Consider the following 14,160-nt stretch of genomic DNA (forward strand, 5'->3'; position numbering starts at 1 on the left):
CCTCCCTCAGCGCGACTTGGGGTCAAGGGCGTCACGCACCGCGTCCCCGAACATGAGGAACGCCAGCACCGTGACGCTGAGCATGGCCGCCGGGAAGAACAGGACGTATTGCGCATTGCGCAGTTGGTCCTTGCCCGTCGAGATGTCGATGCCCCAGGAGATGGTTGGTTCGGAAAGGCCGATGCCCAGGAAGGACAGGGTGGCCTCAGCGGTGATGTATCCGCCGAGTGCGATGGTCGCGACCACGATCACTGGGGCTACGGCGTTCGGGAGGATGTGCCTCACCAGTATTCGGCAGGTGGATGCGCCCAAGGCTCTTGCGGCGATGACGTAGTCGGCCTGCTTGACCACGATCACGGAGCCGCGCATCACACGGGCGACCTGTGTCCAGCCGAGGAAGGTCATCGCGAGGATGACGACCCCGACGGACCGGCGTGGGAACGTGTTCAGGACGACCATGGCACCGAGCAGGAACGGGATACCGAAGAAGACGTCGGTGATCCGTGATAGGGCCGAGTCGAGCCAACCGCCGAAGTAGCCGGCCAACAGGCCGAGGAGACCGCCGATGGCCACGACGATGGCCATGACGCTGACTCCGACGACGATCGAGGCACGGGTGCCGTGCAGGATGCGGGCGTAGATGGACCTGCCCTGTGAGTCGTAGCCGAACCACTCGGGCGAGAAGAGGTGGCCGATCTCGGGCGGTCGCAGGAAGTGGCGCTGCAGATCGCCGTCGCGGGGAGAGACGTTTCCGCTGATGAAGAGGTCCGGTACCGCCGCGATCAGGATCAGGTTCAGGATCAGGATCGCGGAGACCAGGAACTTCGGACTGCGGCGCAAGTCGTGCCAGGCGTCGGACGTGAGGCTGCGGGGCCTTCCGGGCGCCGGACCGGCGTCGCGTGTGGGTGCCGTCTGTTCAGGCATAGCGAATCCTCGGGTCCAGCACGGCGTACAGGAGGTCGACGAGCAGGTTGACGACGAGGTAGACGGCAACCATCAATGTGGCGATGCCCACGACGGTGCCGCCCTCTCGTCGGGACAGCGCGTCGAAGGCCGCTTTTCCGATGCCCTGGACGTTGAAGATCCCCTCGGTCACGATTGCTCCGGTCATCAGGTTGCCGAGGTCGATCCCGAGAAAGGTGACCACGGGGATCATCGAGTTGCGCATCAGGTGCATGCTCATGACCCGTCGGCGTGGTAGGCCCTTCGCCACGGCTGTGCGCACATAGTCGGCATGGATGTTCTCGGCGATGGACGTGCGAGTGAGTCGTGCGACATAGGCGAGGGAAAGCGCGGCGAGCACGGTGGCCGGCAGGAGGAGTTGACCGAGGGCCATCGAGTCCTGGACCGTCGGGGTCACCCAGCCGAGTTGCAGCGCGAAGAACTTCTGGAATACGAAGCCGAGCACGAACGACGGGACCGAGATGAGCGTCAGGGTGAAGATGAGAATTGCGGTGTCTGTCTTCTTGCCGGCGCGCATACCGGCTGCGATGCCGAGCGGGATACCGACGATGACGGTGATGGTGAACGCGAGAACCGTCAGCCGGGCCGTGACAGGGAGCGCCTCCGCGATGACCTCGGTGACTGGACGGCGGCTGGCGATCTGCTGGCCCAGGTCCTGATGGGCAATCATGTCCCACAGGTAGTTCGTGTATTGCTGCCAGAGGGGCAGGTCGAGGCCCTAGTCGGCCTTGATCCGGGCGATCTGGGCCGGGTCGACCGACTGCTCCCCGTAGAGCGCTCGCACGGGGTCGCCGGGCAGGGCGTACATCATGAGAAAGATCAGCAGGGTCGTCCCGATGAACACCGGGATCATTTGGAGCAGTCGGCGTACGACGTAGCGCCCCATGGTTATCCTCCATAAGGGCTGGTTACGACTGCTTGACTGTGACCTTGGTGAGCTCCACGTCACCGAAGTTGTCGATCTTCACGTTGTCGACGTTCTTCGAGTGGCCGACGTTGGCCTTGGGGTACCACAGCGGAATCGCCGGCATCTTTTCGATGAGGGCGCGTTCGGCCTGCTGGTAGGCGGCGATGCTGGTCTTCAGATCCTTTGCCCGGTCGCCTTCTTGAAAAGGGCGTCGATCTCCTTGTCGGCGAATCCGCTGGTGTTCGCGTCGGCCTTGGAGCCGTACAGGTCACGCATGAAATTCACGTTCAGCGGATAGTCCTGTACCCAGCCCCTGCGGTACATCGACTTGACCTTCTTGGCATCGCGTGTGTCGAGGTCGGTCTGAGAGTCGGGCTTGGAGTCGCCGACGCATTCGACGCCGACGGCTCGGCGGATGCTGTTACATACCGCTTCGACCCACTCCTTGTGTCCTTCATCCGCGTTGTACTGGATCGAGATCCTGTTCTCCGGGACACCGCCGCCCTGCTTGATGAGGGCCTTGGCCTTCTTCGGGTCGTACTTGACGACGTCGCCGGCGATGCCCGGGACGTAGCCGGCCACGCCCTTGGCGGAGAAGCCGGTGGCGGGCTCGTGGGTTCCGTTCAGCACCGTCTTGGTGATGGTTTCGCGGTCGATGGCCATGGACAGCCCCTGCAACACCCTGGGGTCGATGTCCTTCCACTGCTTCGTGTAGAACGCCGGGGTGATGCTTTGAACGGAGTTGTACTCCTTGTCGATCGCGCGTTCACCGAGATCGGACTTGCGCTGGGGCAGGTCCTTCGGGCCGATCTGCTTGACGATGTCGAGGTTGTCAGAGAGGAGGTCGGAGTATGCGGCCTCGACGGCGGTGTAGTTCCTGAAGACGACGCCGCCGTTCTCCGGCTTGTCGGCGCCCTTGTAGCCGGCGAACGTCTTGACTGTGATCTGTTTCTTGTGCGTCCAGGAACCGAACTGGTAAGGGCCGTTGCCGACCGGCTTCTTCCCGTAGCCCTCGGGGTCCGTGTAGAAATCGATGGGCAGGGGGGACCAGGCGACGTAACCGAGTTTGTACTCGAAGTACGGGACGGGGCTGGTGAGTTTGATGGTGAAGGTCTTGTCGTCGACGACCTTGAGGCCGGACATCTTGTTGGTCTTCGGATTTCCGTGCTCCGGGTGGATGTCCTCGAAGCCCTCGATGTCGGAGAACCAGGAGCTGTTGGTCTGGTTGTTCCTCGTGTCGGCGGCCCAGTTCCAGGCGTCGACGTAGGACTTGGCCGTGACGGCCTCACCATTGTGGAAGGTCCAGCCGTCCTTCAGCTTGACGGTCCATGTTCTGCTGTCCGACGTCTCGACCGACTTGGCGTTGGCGGGGACGACTCTGCCCTTGTCGTCGAAGTCGACCAGCTGGGTGAACAGAGCACGGAGGACAGCGGAGCCGTTCGTCTCCCGTGAGTTCGCCGGCTGCAGCGGATTCTGGGGTTCGCCGTTCTCCACCGAGAAGACGCCTCGGGGATCGGAGGGACCTGAGCTCTTGTTGCTGCCGCTCGGGCCGCCAGTGCAGGCGGTCGTGACCATGGCGATGAATACCCCGCCGACGGCCCATTTCGTATATGCGGGACTACGCATGGGGAATTCCTCCTGATGAATTGATTGAACTGTGTTGATTCGTAGGGGAAAGGTGGCCTGGGCCGCGGATTCCGTAGCCGTGCGGGGCACGGCAAGAGCGCCCTTCGGGAAAGGCACCTGGGAAGCAATCGCAGGGGCGCCCCATGCCGGGTCACGCGGTGACCGGACTCGGCGGCATAGGCGAGCTGTCAAGTCCTGGGCGATTGTAGGAAGGCCGACATCGCGTTGGCCAGGAGGTAGGGGTCTTCGGCACCGCACAGTTCGCGGGCCGAGTGCATGGAGAGGATCGCCACACCGATGTCGACGGTCTTGATGCCGTGTTTGGCGGCCGTGATGGGGCCGATGGTGCTGCCGCAGCGCACGGTGTTGTGGCTGACGAACGACTGCCACGGCACTTGGGCCCGCTCGCAGGCATCGACGAAGAGGGCGCGCCCGCCGCCGTCCGTTGCGTAGCGCTGGCTGGCGTTGACCTTGAGCAGGGGCCCGCCGTTCGGCCTGGGGTGGTGGCCGGGCTCGTGATACTCCGGAAAGTTGGGGTGCAGCGCGTGGCCGGTGTCGGAGGACAGGCAGACGGTGCCCGCGAAGGCCCGGGCCTTCTCCTCGTAGCCGCCCCCTCGGACGTATACCGAACGTTCCAGTACGTTGCCGAGCAACGGTCCGTCAGCGCCGACGTCCGACCGGCTGCCGATCTCCTCGTGGTCGAAAGCCGCAAGGACAGGGATGTGCGGGATTCCTGGCTGTTCGCAGACGGCTGCCAGCGCGGCCGTGCCGGCGTGCACGGAGATCAGGTTGTCCATCCTGGGGCCGGCCAGCAGTTCATGGTCTCGGCCGAGGTAGGCGGGGGGTTCGACACTGTGGGCCATCAGGTCCCACCCTCGGATGTCCTGCGCCGACAGAGCTACGTGGTCGGCGATGAAACGGAGCAGGTCTCCTTCGGCGCTGTCGCCCAGACCCCAGACCGGGACCATGTGCCGCTGCCGGTCGAGCTTGAGTCCGTCGGTGTTGACGCTCCGGTCGAGATGGACGGCGAGCTGCGGGACACGCAGCAGCGGCCGGTCGACGTGCACGAGCCGGCGTGAGCCGTCACGCAGGGCGAGCTGCCCGCTGATGCCGAGATCCCGGTCGAGCCAGGTGTTGAGGAGGGTCCCGCCGTAGATCTCCACGGCGACCTGCCGCCAGCCGTGGGCCCCCGTATCCGGGACCGGCTTGACCCTCAGATTCGGGGAATCCGTGTGAGCCCCGATGATGCGGAACGGCGTGGAGGGTTCGGCGTCCTCGGGTACGTACCAGGCGACGAGCGAGCCATCTCGCAGCACGTAGTGTCCGCCGGTGCCGGCGCGGCCTGCTCCATGGTCCGCCGTCCAGTCGGCGGTCTCCTCGATCCGGCGGAAACCGGCCTTCTCCAACCGCTGGGCGGCGTTCGCTGCTGCATGGTAGGGCGACGGCGATGCTACGAGGAAGCTGATCAGAGCGTCGGTATGGGCGCGATCGAACGGGGCGGGAGTGCTCATGCCGGACTCTCGGCTTCCGCCGCCGACCGGGCAGGATCAGCAGGATCAGGTGGGCCGGGGCAGTCGACCAGCGCTTCCGGCTGGAAGATGCCGGCGATCTCGGCCCTGGTCAACAGACCTCGCTCCACAACGATCTCGACCACAGGGCGGTGTGTGGCCAATGCCTCCTGAGCCACCTCGACGGCACGGGCGTGGCCGATGTGCGGGGTGAGCGCGGTGACCAGGCTGAGGGAACGCTCGACACCCGCGCGAAGACGTTCCTCCTGTGCTGTGATGCCGGAGATGCAGCGCTCAGCCAGAATCAGGCACCCGGCCCGCAGTTGCGCGAGGCTCTGGAACAGGCTGTGGGCGATGATCGGTTCGAAGGGATTGAGCTGGAGCTGGCCGGCCTGGGCAGCGAGGGTGACCGTGAGATCGTTGCCGATGACGCCGAAGGCGATCTGGTTGACCACCTCGGGGATCACTGGGTTGACCTTGCCCGGCATGATGCTGGAGCCCGCCTGCACAGGGGGGAGATTGATCTCCGCCAGGCCGGTATGCGGCCCCGAGGACAGCAGCCGCAGATCGTTGCACGTTTTCGAGAGCTTGACGGCGATCCGTTTGAGGACCCCTGAGAGCTGGACGAAGGCACCGACGTCCTGGGTGGCCTCGATGAAGTCAGCGGCGAGTACAAGCGGAGCACCGGTGATGTCTGCCAGGTAAGCGCATGCGAGCGGCGCATATCTGGGATGGGCATTGAGCCCGGTACCGATGGCTGTACCGCCCAGGTTGATTTCGCAGATCAGGCCGCATGCTTCACGCAGGCGCTGCTCGTCCTCCCACAGCATGACGGCATAGGTCGCGAACTCCTGGCCGAGCGTCATGGGGACCGCATCCTGAAGCTGTGTGCGGCCCAGCTTGATGATGCCGCTGAATTCGTGCGCCTTGACCTCGAAGGCCAGGCGCAGGTGGGCCATGGCTCCCTCGAGCCTGTGCGCGGCCAGGTGCAAGGCCACCTTCACAGCGGTGGGATAAGCGTCGTTGGTGCTCTGACAGGCGTTCACATGGTCAAGTGGGTGCAGATGCTGGTACTCACCACGCCGGTGGCCGAGATGCTCCAGCGCGCGGTTGGCAATCACCTCGTTGGCGTTCATGTTCGTCGAGGTTCCGGCTCCGCCTTGGACGACGTCCACGACGAACTGCTCGTGCAGTTTTCCGCGCCGGATCTCCTCGCACGCCGCGATGATCGCATCCGCCCTGACTTCGTCGATCACCCCCAGGTGCCGGTTGGCCGTCGCGGCGGCCTGTTTGACGCACGCCAGCGCTGTGATCAGGTCGGGATGGGCCGAGATCGGGGTGCCCGTGATGGGGAAGTTCTCCAGCGCCCGAAGCGTGTGGACGCCGTAGTACGCCGTTGAGGGCACCTCCCTCTCGCCCAGGAGGTCGTGTTCGCTACGGAAGGTGCTATCCGTCATCGGCTGGTACTCCTCTGTGTCCGACCCCGGTGATCGGGTGCGTCGGGGCATGCAGCAGCCGACCCCTTGCTGTCGACTGATGTGGCGATGGGCGTGCTCGCGCAAGCGCGATTCCCGAACACCCGACCGGCGGCGCCCTGCTGGGGCCGCGTCGCCATATCCGGAACTCTGCTGCCTGGCCCGCAGTCGCGACAAGGTCTTCGTGCGGCCGGGACTTTTACAGGGCTTCTGACACTGTCAACGCAGTGTTCGCTGGAGTTCTCCGGCGGCGGCACAGACAGTGCCGGGCAGGCCGGTCCGCTTCGTATCCGCGAACTGACGTGCCCGGCTTGCCCTCCATGCGATTACCTCCGTACGACCGGCCCCCATGGCCGCACCGTACGGCGCGTGGTCAGCCGATGGTGGCGCCGTACGCGGTGAGCGCCTCGGTGACCGGCTGGAAGTACATGGGGCCCTTCTTGCCGCCGCCGCAGCCGATCGAACCGCCGGAGGTCAGCCCGAGCGCGGTGTCGCCGGCGAACATCGAGCCGCCGCTGTCGCCCCGGTCCGCGCAGACGTTCGCCTTGATCAGGCCGGTGACCTTGTATCCGCCCCTGTACGTGACTGTGGCATCCAGGGCGGTGACCTTGCCGCTGCGCAGCTGGGTGGTGCTGCCGCTGCGCTGGATCTCCTGCCCGACGGTCGCCTCGCCTGCCTTGGTGATCTGCTGGGTACTGCCGTTGTAGAGGTTGACCTCGCTGGGGTGCGCGACGTCCTGCGTGTAGCGCACCAGGGCGAAGTCGTCGCCGGGGAACCGTGAGTCGTCCGTGACACTGACCTGGGAGCCCCGCGTCGGGCCCCACTTGGTGCCCTTCTTGCCGCAGTGTCCGGCGAGGAGGAAGTGCGGCTTGCCGTCCTTGACGACGTTGAACCCGAGAGAGCAGCGGCCGCCGCTGGTGTTGTAGACCGCATCGCCGCCAGACATGAGCCGCGTGAGCTCGCCGGGTATCCGGGTGAGGGACGCGCGGTCGCCGAGGCCGTCGACCGTCCGCTGGAGCCGCGCCAGCGCGCCGCCGGTGACGGTGCGGTCGGCCTCGACCCCCACTCTGTTGGTCACGGGGTTCATGGCCCACGAGGTGCCGGGAATGGCGGTCTTGCCATCCAGCGTCCGCTGCGCGGCGGCCAGTTCGGCGAGGGAGTTGTCGACGATACGGGCTCTCGCGCCGGCGTCTCTGACCTGCTCGGCGGCTGCCGTGTCGAGGACGTTGACGACCAGCGTCTTTCGTGCGTCGTCGTAGTACGTGCCCGCATCGCGCACGCCGAGGTCGTCGGTGAGCCGGGCGGCGGCGGCCGCCGACAACTCGTCGGGGCCAGGGCTGTCACTGGCGCTGGCGCTGGGCAGCGCCAGCGCTCCGCCGAGCAGTGCGGCAGCGGTGAGACCGGCCAGCGTCGCGAGCCGTATGTTGGTTCGGGGTAAGCAGGACAAAGCAGCCTCCAGGGAGGAGAGAGGAGCAGGTTGGGATGGAGCGGGGTGCTGTGAAGCGGGGAGACGTGCGACGGGCGACGGGCGTCAGCCCGTCACGACCGTGGGAGAGGCCCCGGTGAAAAGCCGTTGTGGGCTGCCGGAACCGTCGGCCGGCACGGCGAAGACCGTCGGTGCGCCGCCCGTACGCTTCGCGTACGCGAGGGTCCGGCCGTCCAGCCAGACGAGTTGGTCGTCCACGTTGGCGCGCTCGGCGAGCACGGTGTCGGTGCCACGTTTCAGGTCGAGCACGTGCAGCTGCCAACGGCCTTCGCCGACACGCTTCTTGTACGCGATCCGGTTTCCGTCCGCAGCCAGCGACGGGCACTCGACGTTTTTGCGTACGGCGGTCAGGGTCCGCTTGCCGAGGTCACCGCGCATGAGCCAGGTGTTCCCCCGGGACCCCATCGTGGCGTAAAAGGTGCGGTCGTCCCGGGCGAAGGTGATGCCCCAGTAGTTGGCGTCCTCGGCCGTGTAGCGCTTCCCGCCGACGAACGGCTGGAAGTCCTCGAGCGAACCGTAGTGGGCGCCATCGCGCAGGTCGTAGATCCCGGCAGTGGTGGAGAACGTGCCTGTCTTGGCGTACGAGTCGCCGGAGCGGAAGACCGTCCACGCCACCAGGTTCCCCGAGGGCGACACACGTGCCCGGCTCGGGTCGCCCCACACGTTGAACTTGACCTTGGGCTTGCGCTTGCCCTCGGTGTAGAGGCGGACTTCCGAGGACATCGGACCTGCCAGCGCCCGTACGCAGATCAGAGTCGTGGCGGCGACCGCCGCGCGCTGGCAGGCGGGGCCGTCGCCCACCTTCCGCCCCGTCAGGGTCACTTGCCGCACCCGGCCGCCGCCGTCCCGGTCGACGTACACGACAGTCCCGGTGCGTTGCAAGTGCAGGTCCTGCGCGTCCTGCCCGTACGCGACGGAGCCGCGGCGCCAGAGCACGTAGCCCGCCGTCGAGGCGAGGAGGGCGACGATGAGCAGGGTTCCGAGGACAGTACGCGCGCGCGTCATCGGCTGCTCCAGGGTGTGCGCAGCACCGCCGCCCCGAGGACGGCGAGCAGCAGGACAAGTGCGAATCCGCCGAACGCCGTGCCCAATCCGCCGAGCGCGGCCGCCGCGCCGAAGGCGACGGCGCCGCCCGCCCGGGCCAGCGCCTGGGCGGTCTGTACGACGGCCAGTCCGGTCGTACGGACCCGGACCGGGATCGTGGGGCCGATGTGGGCCATGAGGACGCCGTCAGTGGCGGCGTAGAAGAGACCGTGCAGTGCGAGGACAACGGCGGCGGTGGCGGCTCCCGGCCACGCCGACGGGGCGCCGGCCACCAGCAGATACCCGCACAGCAGCAGCAGATGGCCGAGCAGGAACAGCCGCCAGCGGCCAATGCGGTCGGCGGCTCGGCCGAGCGGGATGGCGGCGATCATGAAGACCAGCGCGGTCCCGATGGGCAGCAGCGGCAGCAGCCGCGGGGACAGCCCCATGCGCTGTTGAAGGGCGACGTAGAAGAACATGTCACCGACGGTGGCGAGGCCAAGCAGCGCCGCCGCGAGCACCACCCGGAGGTTGTCGCGAGCGGACAGCGACGCCAGGCACGCCCGCATGCCGTGGATCCGGGCACGTGCCGCCGAGTCGACGCCGGGCCTGGACGGGCCGTCCAGGTCGTACAGCCCGCCCGGCCGGTCCGGCCGTACGAAGAACGCCAGCATCAGCACCCCTGCCGCCGCGAGGCCGAAGCTCACCATGAACGCGGTGTCGAAGTCGCCCGGCACGGCCAGCAGCACGGCGAAGGCCAGCAGCGGGCCCAGCATCGCGCCCATCGTGTCCATCGCACGGTGCACGCCGAAGGCTCGTCCCAGGTGAGCGTCCGGTGCCGCCAGCGTGATCAGCGTGTCCCGGGGCGCCGTACGGATGCCCTTTCCCGTTCGGTCCGCCGCGAGCAGAAGTCCGATGCCGGCCGTGGAGGCGCCGACGAGCGGGAAGCCGAGCTTGGTCACGGCGGAGATCCCGTACCCGCACGTGGCGACGGCCTTGGGGCGGCCGAGGCGGTCCGCGGCGTATCCGCCGCCGAGTCGGAAGAGGGCGGTGGCGCCGGTGTACAGGCCATCCAGGGCGCCGAGTTGGAGATAGCCGATGCCAAGCCCGTACATGAGGTACATCGGCAGGATCGCGGTAACCATCTCGGCGGAGGCGTCGGTGACGAGACTGACCATGCCGAGGGTCACCACGGTGGCGGGCACGCGTGCCTTGGCCCCGCCCCCGGATCGCTCCGGGACTTCGGGCCCGGTGCCGTCCACCGTGGAGGCATCAGCGGTGGGAGCGGCGGACGTCCGGGCGGCGTCCGCCGCCCGTAGGTGGGAGAGGTACATCGGTCACGCTCCGATGCGGCGAGGGGAGAGGGGCGCGGGAACTGGAGATACGCGCCCCGCCTGTGAGTGGCGGGCCGTCCCGGGCAGGCGGGGAGGGGGGAAATGCTGCCCGGGACGACGGCGAGGTGCCTACGGTTTGGTCTTCGCGTGACAGGTGCCCTCGACGGAGTCAGTGAACGTACGCCCTTCCACCGGCCGGAAGTTGAACTTGTAGCCGGTCGCCGACAGGTCGAACTGGCCCACACCGAAGGTCTTGTTGTTGAACACCTCCGATGGTCCGCGTGAGTTGGTCGTGCTGGAGTACAGCCCGCGCCCTCCGGTGCCGATGACGAACTCGCGGAGACCGTTCGCCTCGTCCTTCTTCCCGTCGACCGTCGCCATGGCGAACCGCTCGTAGTGGTGGTCATGCCCGCTGACGACCACGTCCGCCTTGTGGTCGGTGAGGATCTTGTACATGTCGGCGGAGCTGCTGTTGTCTCCGTGGTCGCCGGAGGAGAACCGGGGGTGGTGCCAGTACGCCATGGTGCACGGCTTGGTGCTGGCCGCCAGGTCCTTCTTCAGCCACTGCCCCTGCGTGCTGCTGGACGAGCGGCTGATGTTGGAATTGAGCGCCACCATGTGCCACTCGCCCACGTCGAAGCTGTAGTAGCCCTTGCCCTTTCCACCGGTAGGGGCGCCTGCCGCTTCGTAGTACCCGAAGTAGCCGGACGCGCCACTGGTCCGGTACTCGTGGTTCCCTGGCGTCGGGTGCACGATCTTGTTGAACTTGCCCCAGTGGGGGTCGTAGTTCCGCTTGAACTCCGAGGACGTGCCGCTGCTGTACGCGTTGTCGCCCGCCGTGATGAGCGCCGCGGGGGCCATCTTGGTGACCACGTCGTCGGTCTGGTTGCAGGCGGAGCCGCAGATGTCCCCGGCCGCCGCCAGGACGACGCCGGCCGCGGACAGCGGCTGCTGTCCCGCCTGGTAGCCGGAGACCGCGTAGCCGCTTCCGGTGTGCTTCAGATGCGGCGTCAGCGTCACGCAGCCGCCTTCCAGCGCCCGGGTGTGGAAGGCCCTGCCCGACCAGTTACGGCTGGTGAGGGTGAGCCGGTCACCGGACGCGCCCGTGACGGTCACGGTGTCGCCGCCGCGCAAGGTGAGTTCATCGAACCGTACGCGCAGCCACTTGGCGCCGTCCTCGCAGATCCGGCGCTCGCTCGGAGCCGCATCGGCGCCGTCCACACGCAGGTCGGCCCGGCCGGTACGTACGCCTGGTTCAGCCACCTGTTGCACTTGCCGGTCCGTGGCCTCGGCCTCGGACGACGCGTGCTCCGCCGAGTCCCTGTCAGATTGCGAGAGGGTGTCTGACACTGCGAGTGCGCCGCCCATGGCGGCGACCGCGGTCACTCCTATCACCGAGGTCCGCACGGCTCTGCGGACACCTATTCGGTGGTTCATCGGTGCACCTCCATCAGGCCCTGTTGAGGGCGTGGGGACTCGCTGCGCGTGGGGACAGTGACGAAACGGGGTGCGTCATGCGCAGTCAAGGGGATGGCGAAGGTGTTGCTGGAGGTACGGAACTACGAACCGGGTAACGGGTAAAGAATCCGTGCCCGCAAGGCTGGATATCTCTGGACGAACCCCGGTTACGATGCGGCGCCATGGAATTCCATCGAACTCTGGGGCTCGCCCTGGCCGCTCGCGGCCTAAGTCTGGACCATGTTGCCAGTGAATTGCGGGGCCGCGGCACCCCCGTCAGCACCAGCACGCTCAGCGCGTGGCAGACCGGCCTGAGCCAGCCGGAAAGGGCACGCTCACTCACTGCTGTCACCACGCTCGAGGAGATTCTCGGTCTGCCCGCCGGAAAGTTGCGCGGCGCGCTGCCTCCGCGGCGCCCACGCGGTCGCCGGACGCGTGCCGCCGAGGCCCTGACGGGACGTCATCAGCAGTGGGGCGACCAGGCCCAGGCCGTCCGGCACACCCTCGCCAGGCTCGACGCCGACTGGCAGGACCTCGCGAACCCCCGGCCGATGTCGTACCGGGTGCAGATGTCCGTCGGGCCGGAAGGCGAGGAGGCCGTCATGCGCGTCACGCGGATACTGAAGGGCGGCCCCGGCGGCGCAACCCGGATGATCTACGTGACCCGCTACGCATGTCTGCCGCAGGCACCGCTCCTCACCATGGCCCACGGCTGCCGTCTGGAGCGCTTCAGCGGCAACACGCAAACCGGCGTCGCTGCCTTCGAGTTCGCACTCGAACGCCCCTTGCGTGCGGGCGAGTTGGCCCTGACAGAATTCGGAGTACGTTTCCCGCCACGCCAGATGGACAAGTACACGACGGTCCGCGTGTACAAGGGATTGCGGGACGTCGCACTGGAAACCAGTTTCGACACGGCATACACACCGGCCCGTTGCCAGGCGTTCTATCAGCCGGCCGCCGCATCGCCAAGGCAGATAGTGCGGGAAGCCGCCGGGGCGGAAGCGAGCAGCGATTTCCAGTACATCCGCTTCAATCCGGCACCGGGAATCTACGGCATCCGCTGGGAATGACACGCGCCACGCGACCGCCAGGGCGCCAGGGCGCCAGGGCCCCGCCCTCGTGGTCAACCGGTGCTGGCAGCGGGACGCGCCGACGAGCCCGTCGGTGAATTCGAGCAATCCGCAGCCCTATCTCGACTCCCTACGCGACCGGCACGGGTATCAGAATTGGACGCCCCGTCGAAGCCCCCTGATCGTCGTACTCCGCCACGGAGACAGGCTGTTCGGCCGCTCATTCCCTTCCCATCCGTGACGATGTATCGGAAGCAGTGCCGTGCAGCGGCGATTTATCCGCCTTCCCAGTGCGGAAGGCCATTACAGGGTCCATCCAGAACCTGGCGAGCCCGTCTACTTGACTATCCAAAGCGACGGAGCGGTGTTCCGCCAATCACGCGAAGGGGGCTCGGCCGGCATGTACCACCGGGCGCCGCGCCAGAATTCAGGGGTAGATGGCCTGCCCGTTCACAACGGTCGCGCCAGCCTTCCGTGTCCTCGTCCCTGTCGCGGGTGTCGCCGAGCAGCTGGTCGAGGATCGCGAGGCAAGCGCCCTTCGCGTTATGCCTTACGGCCCCGGATGGTCTCTCCTGTCCGCGCAGATGCTGGCGTAGTTTGTCTGGGGAGAGCTGCGCGTGTAGGGCCCCGGGATGTCGCCGGGCCGGAGCTCCAGCCCCATGACCTCGGGGACGTCCTCCGGGCGACGGGCGTCGCCCGGCGTATGGGTCCGCTTGGCCAGCAGCAGGAACACCCGCCGCGCGATGTCGTCCGCGATCTGGAGGCCGCGGACGTACTCCACCGCGTGCGTGCTCACGTACGGCTCCCCTTCCAGGAGTGGCGATCAGTACCTTGGGTACGCCGCCGGGGCGGTGGGCGGGAGGGGGATTTCATCGATCCTCAGCCACCGGTCCTGCCCTGTGGTGTCCGGCAGCCGGAAGCGGAAGTCACGCTCGGCATCCACCTGGTGATCGGCGTCCGCGACGACGCGGAGCAGCGTCCGCAGACGCGGCCGCGCTTCCTTGTCCAGGTCGACGACCAACAACTCTAGGTCGTCGTCCTGGTCGTCGTCGAAGTCGTCCAGGAGCAGCAACTCGGTTTCGGCATCGTCGGGGATGCCTGCGGCTGCTGCCGCGCGCCTGGCGTAGTCCTCCTGTGCCTCACGGCGGCTGGTCCCGGTATCCCATCCCAACCCTGGCGGACGTCTCCGCCGGGACGACCACCGCGGCTCACGTCCCGGCGGCCGTCTACTGGCGGCGCCTCGGCCCGGTGGGACCACGCGTGCCTCGCGCAGCGAAATACTCGTACTATGCCTGGTCCCGACCTCCCCC

General features: G+C 67.2%; 10 protein-coding genes and 2 pseudogenes. 1 reads left to right on the forward strand and 11 read right to left on the reverse strand.

Annotated elements, in window-relative coordinates:
• Window positions 1-6: 6 nt before the first annotated feature.
• The 9 genes and pseudogenes from AC5P1C_RS41280 to AC5P1C_RS41320 form a co-directional block, all read right to left on the reverse strand.
• A complete protein-coding gene (locus tag AC5P1C_RS41280; RefSeq protein WP_493871144.1) occupies window positions 7-993 on the reverse strand; it encodes an ABC transporter permease in 987 nt (328 codons plus the stop codon).
• A pseudogene (locus AC5P1C_RS41285) lies at window positions 917-1,849 on the reverse strand (ABC transporter permease). Before AC5P1C_RS41285 ends, AC5P1C_RS41280 begins: the two are co-directional and overlap by 77 nt.
• Before the next feature lie 22 nt (window positions 1,850-1,871).
• Window positions 1,872-3,496: pseudogene (locus tag AC5P1C_RS41290) on the reverse strand (peptide ABC transporter substrate-binding protein).
• 188 nt (window positions 3,497-3,684) lie between these two features.
• Complete coding sequence (locus AC5P1C_RS41295; protein ID WP_493871145.1) at window positions 3,685-5,007, reverse strand: M18 family aminopeptidase; 1,323 nt, start codon at window positions 5,005-5,007, stop codon at window positions 3,685-3,687.
• Complete coding sequence (locus AC5P1C_RS41300; RefSeq protein WP_493871146.1) at window positions 5,004-6,461, reverse strand: aspartate ammonia-lyase; 1,458 nt, start codon at window positions 6,459-6,461, stop codon at window positions 5,004-5,006. Before AC5P1C_RS41300 ends, AC5P1C_RS41295 begins: the two co-directional genes overlap by 4 nt.
• Before the next feature lie 391 nt (window positions 6,462-6,852).
• On the reverse strand, window positions 6,853-7,926 hold the full coding sequence (locus tag AC5P1C_RS41305; protein WP_493871147.1) for a S1 family peptidase: 1,074 nt from the start codon (window positions 7,924-7,926) through the stop codon (window positions 6,853-6,855).
• An 84-nt stretch (window positions 7,927-8,010) separates the two neighbouring features.
• Complete coding sequence (locus AC5P1C_RS41310) at window positions 8,011-8,970, reverse strand: hypothetical protein (protein WP_493871148.1); 960 nt, start codon at window positions 8,968-8,970, stop codon at window positions 8,011-8,013.
• Window positions 8,967-10,322, reverse strand: a complete 1,356-nt coding sequence (locus AC5P1C_RS41315) for an MFS transporter (protein ID WP_493871149.1) — start codon at window positions 10,320-10,322, stop codon at window positions 8,967-8,969. The genes AC5P1C_RS41310 and AC5P1C_RS41315 overlap by 4 nt, the downstream gene beginning before the upstream one ends.
• Window positions 10,323-10,451: 129 nt before the next feature.
• On the reverse strand, window positions 10,452-11,759 hold the full coding sequence (locus tag AC5P1C_RS41320) for a metallophosphoesterase family protein (protein ID WP_493871150.1): 1,308 nt from the start codon (window positions 11,757-11,759) through the stop codon (window positions 10,452-10,454).
• A gap of 203 nt (window positions 11,760-11,962) precedes the next feature.
• On the opposite strand from AC5P1C_RS41320, the gene AC5P1C_RS41325 reads away from it, so the two are divergent.
• Window positions 11,963-12,850: a hypothetical protein gene (locus tag AC5P1C_RS41325; RefSeq protein WP_493871151.1), complete on the forward strand. Its 888-nt coding sequence runs from the start codon at window positions 11,963-11,965 to the stop codon at window positions 12,848-12,850.
• A 550-nt stretch (window positions 12,851-13,400) separates the two neighbouring features.
• Here the strand turns inward: AC5P1C_RS41325 and AC5P1C_RS41330 are convergent.
• Both AC5P1C_RS41330 and AC5P1C_RS41335 read right to left on the reverse strand, forming a co-directional pair.
• Window positions 13,401-13,646 carry a hypothetical protein gene (locus AC5P1C_RS41330; RefSeq protein WP_493871152.1) on the reverse strand — a complete coding sequence of 82 codons (246 nt, stop codon included), beginning with the start codon at window positions 13,644-13,646 and terminating at the stop codon, window positions 13,401-13,403.
• A 27-nt stretch (window positions 13,647-13,673) separates the two neighbouring features.
• Window positions 13,674-14,021: a hypothetical protein gene (locus tag AC5P1C_RS41335; protein ID WP_493871153.1), complete on the reverse strand. Its 348-nt coding sequence runs from the start codon at window positions 14,019-14,021 to the stop codon at window positions 13,674-13,676.
• Between the last annotated feature and the right edge of the window lie 139 nt (window positions 14,022-14,160).

This window comes from Streptomyces sp. A18 (assembly GCF_059026065.1).

Bases quoted from the DNA above. Each gene is read 5' to 3' on its own strand.
- AC5P1C_RS41295 (WP_493871145.1), bottom strand. From the start codon at position 5,007: ATGAGCACTCCCGCCCCGTTCGATCGCGCCCATACCGACGCTCTGATC.
- AC5P1C_RS41300 (WP_493871146.1), bottom strand. From the start codon at position 6,461: ATGACGGATAGCACCTTCCGTAGCGAACACGACCTCCTGGGCGAGAGG.
- AC5P1C_RS41310 (WP_493871148.1), bottom strand. From the start codon at position 8,970: ATGACGCGCGCGCGTACTGTCCTCGGAACCCTGCTCATCGTCGCCCTC.
- AC5P1C_RS41315 (WP_493871149.1), bottom strand. From the start codon at position 10,322: ATGTACCTCTCCCACCTACGGGCGGCGGACGCCGCCCGGACGTCCGCC.
- AC5P1C_RS41320 (WP_493871150.1), bottom strand. From the start codon at position 11,759: ATGAACCACCGAATAGGTGTCCGCAGAGCCGTGCGGACCTCGGTGATA.
- AC5P1C_RS41325 (WP_493871151.1), top strand. From the start codon at position 11,963: ATGGAATTCCATCGAACTCTGGGGCTCGCCCTGGCCGCTCGCGGCCTA.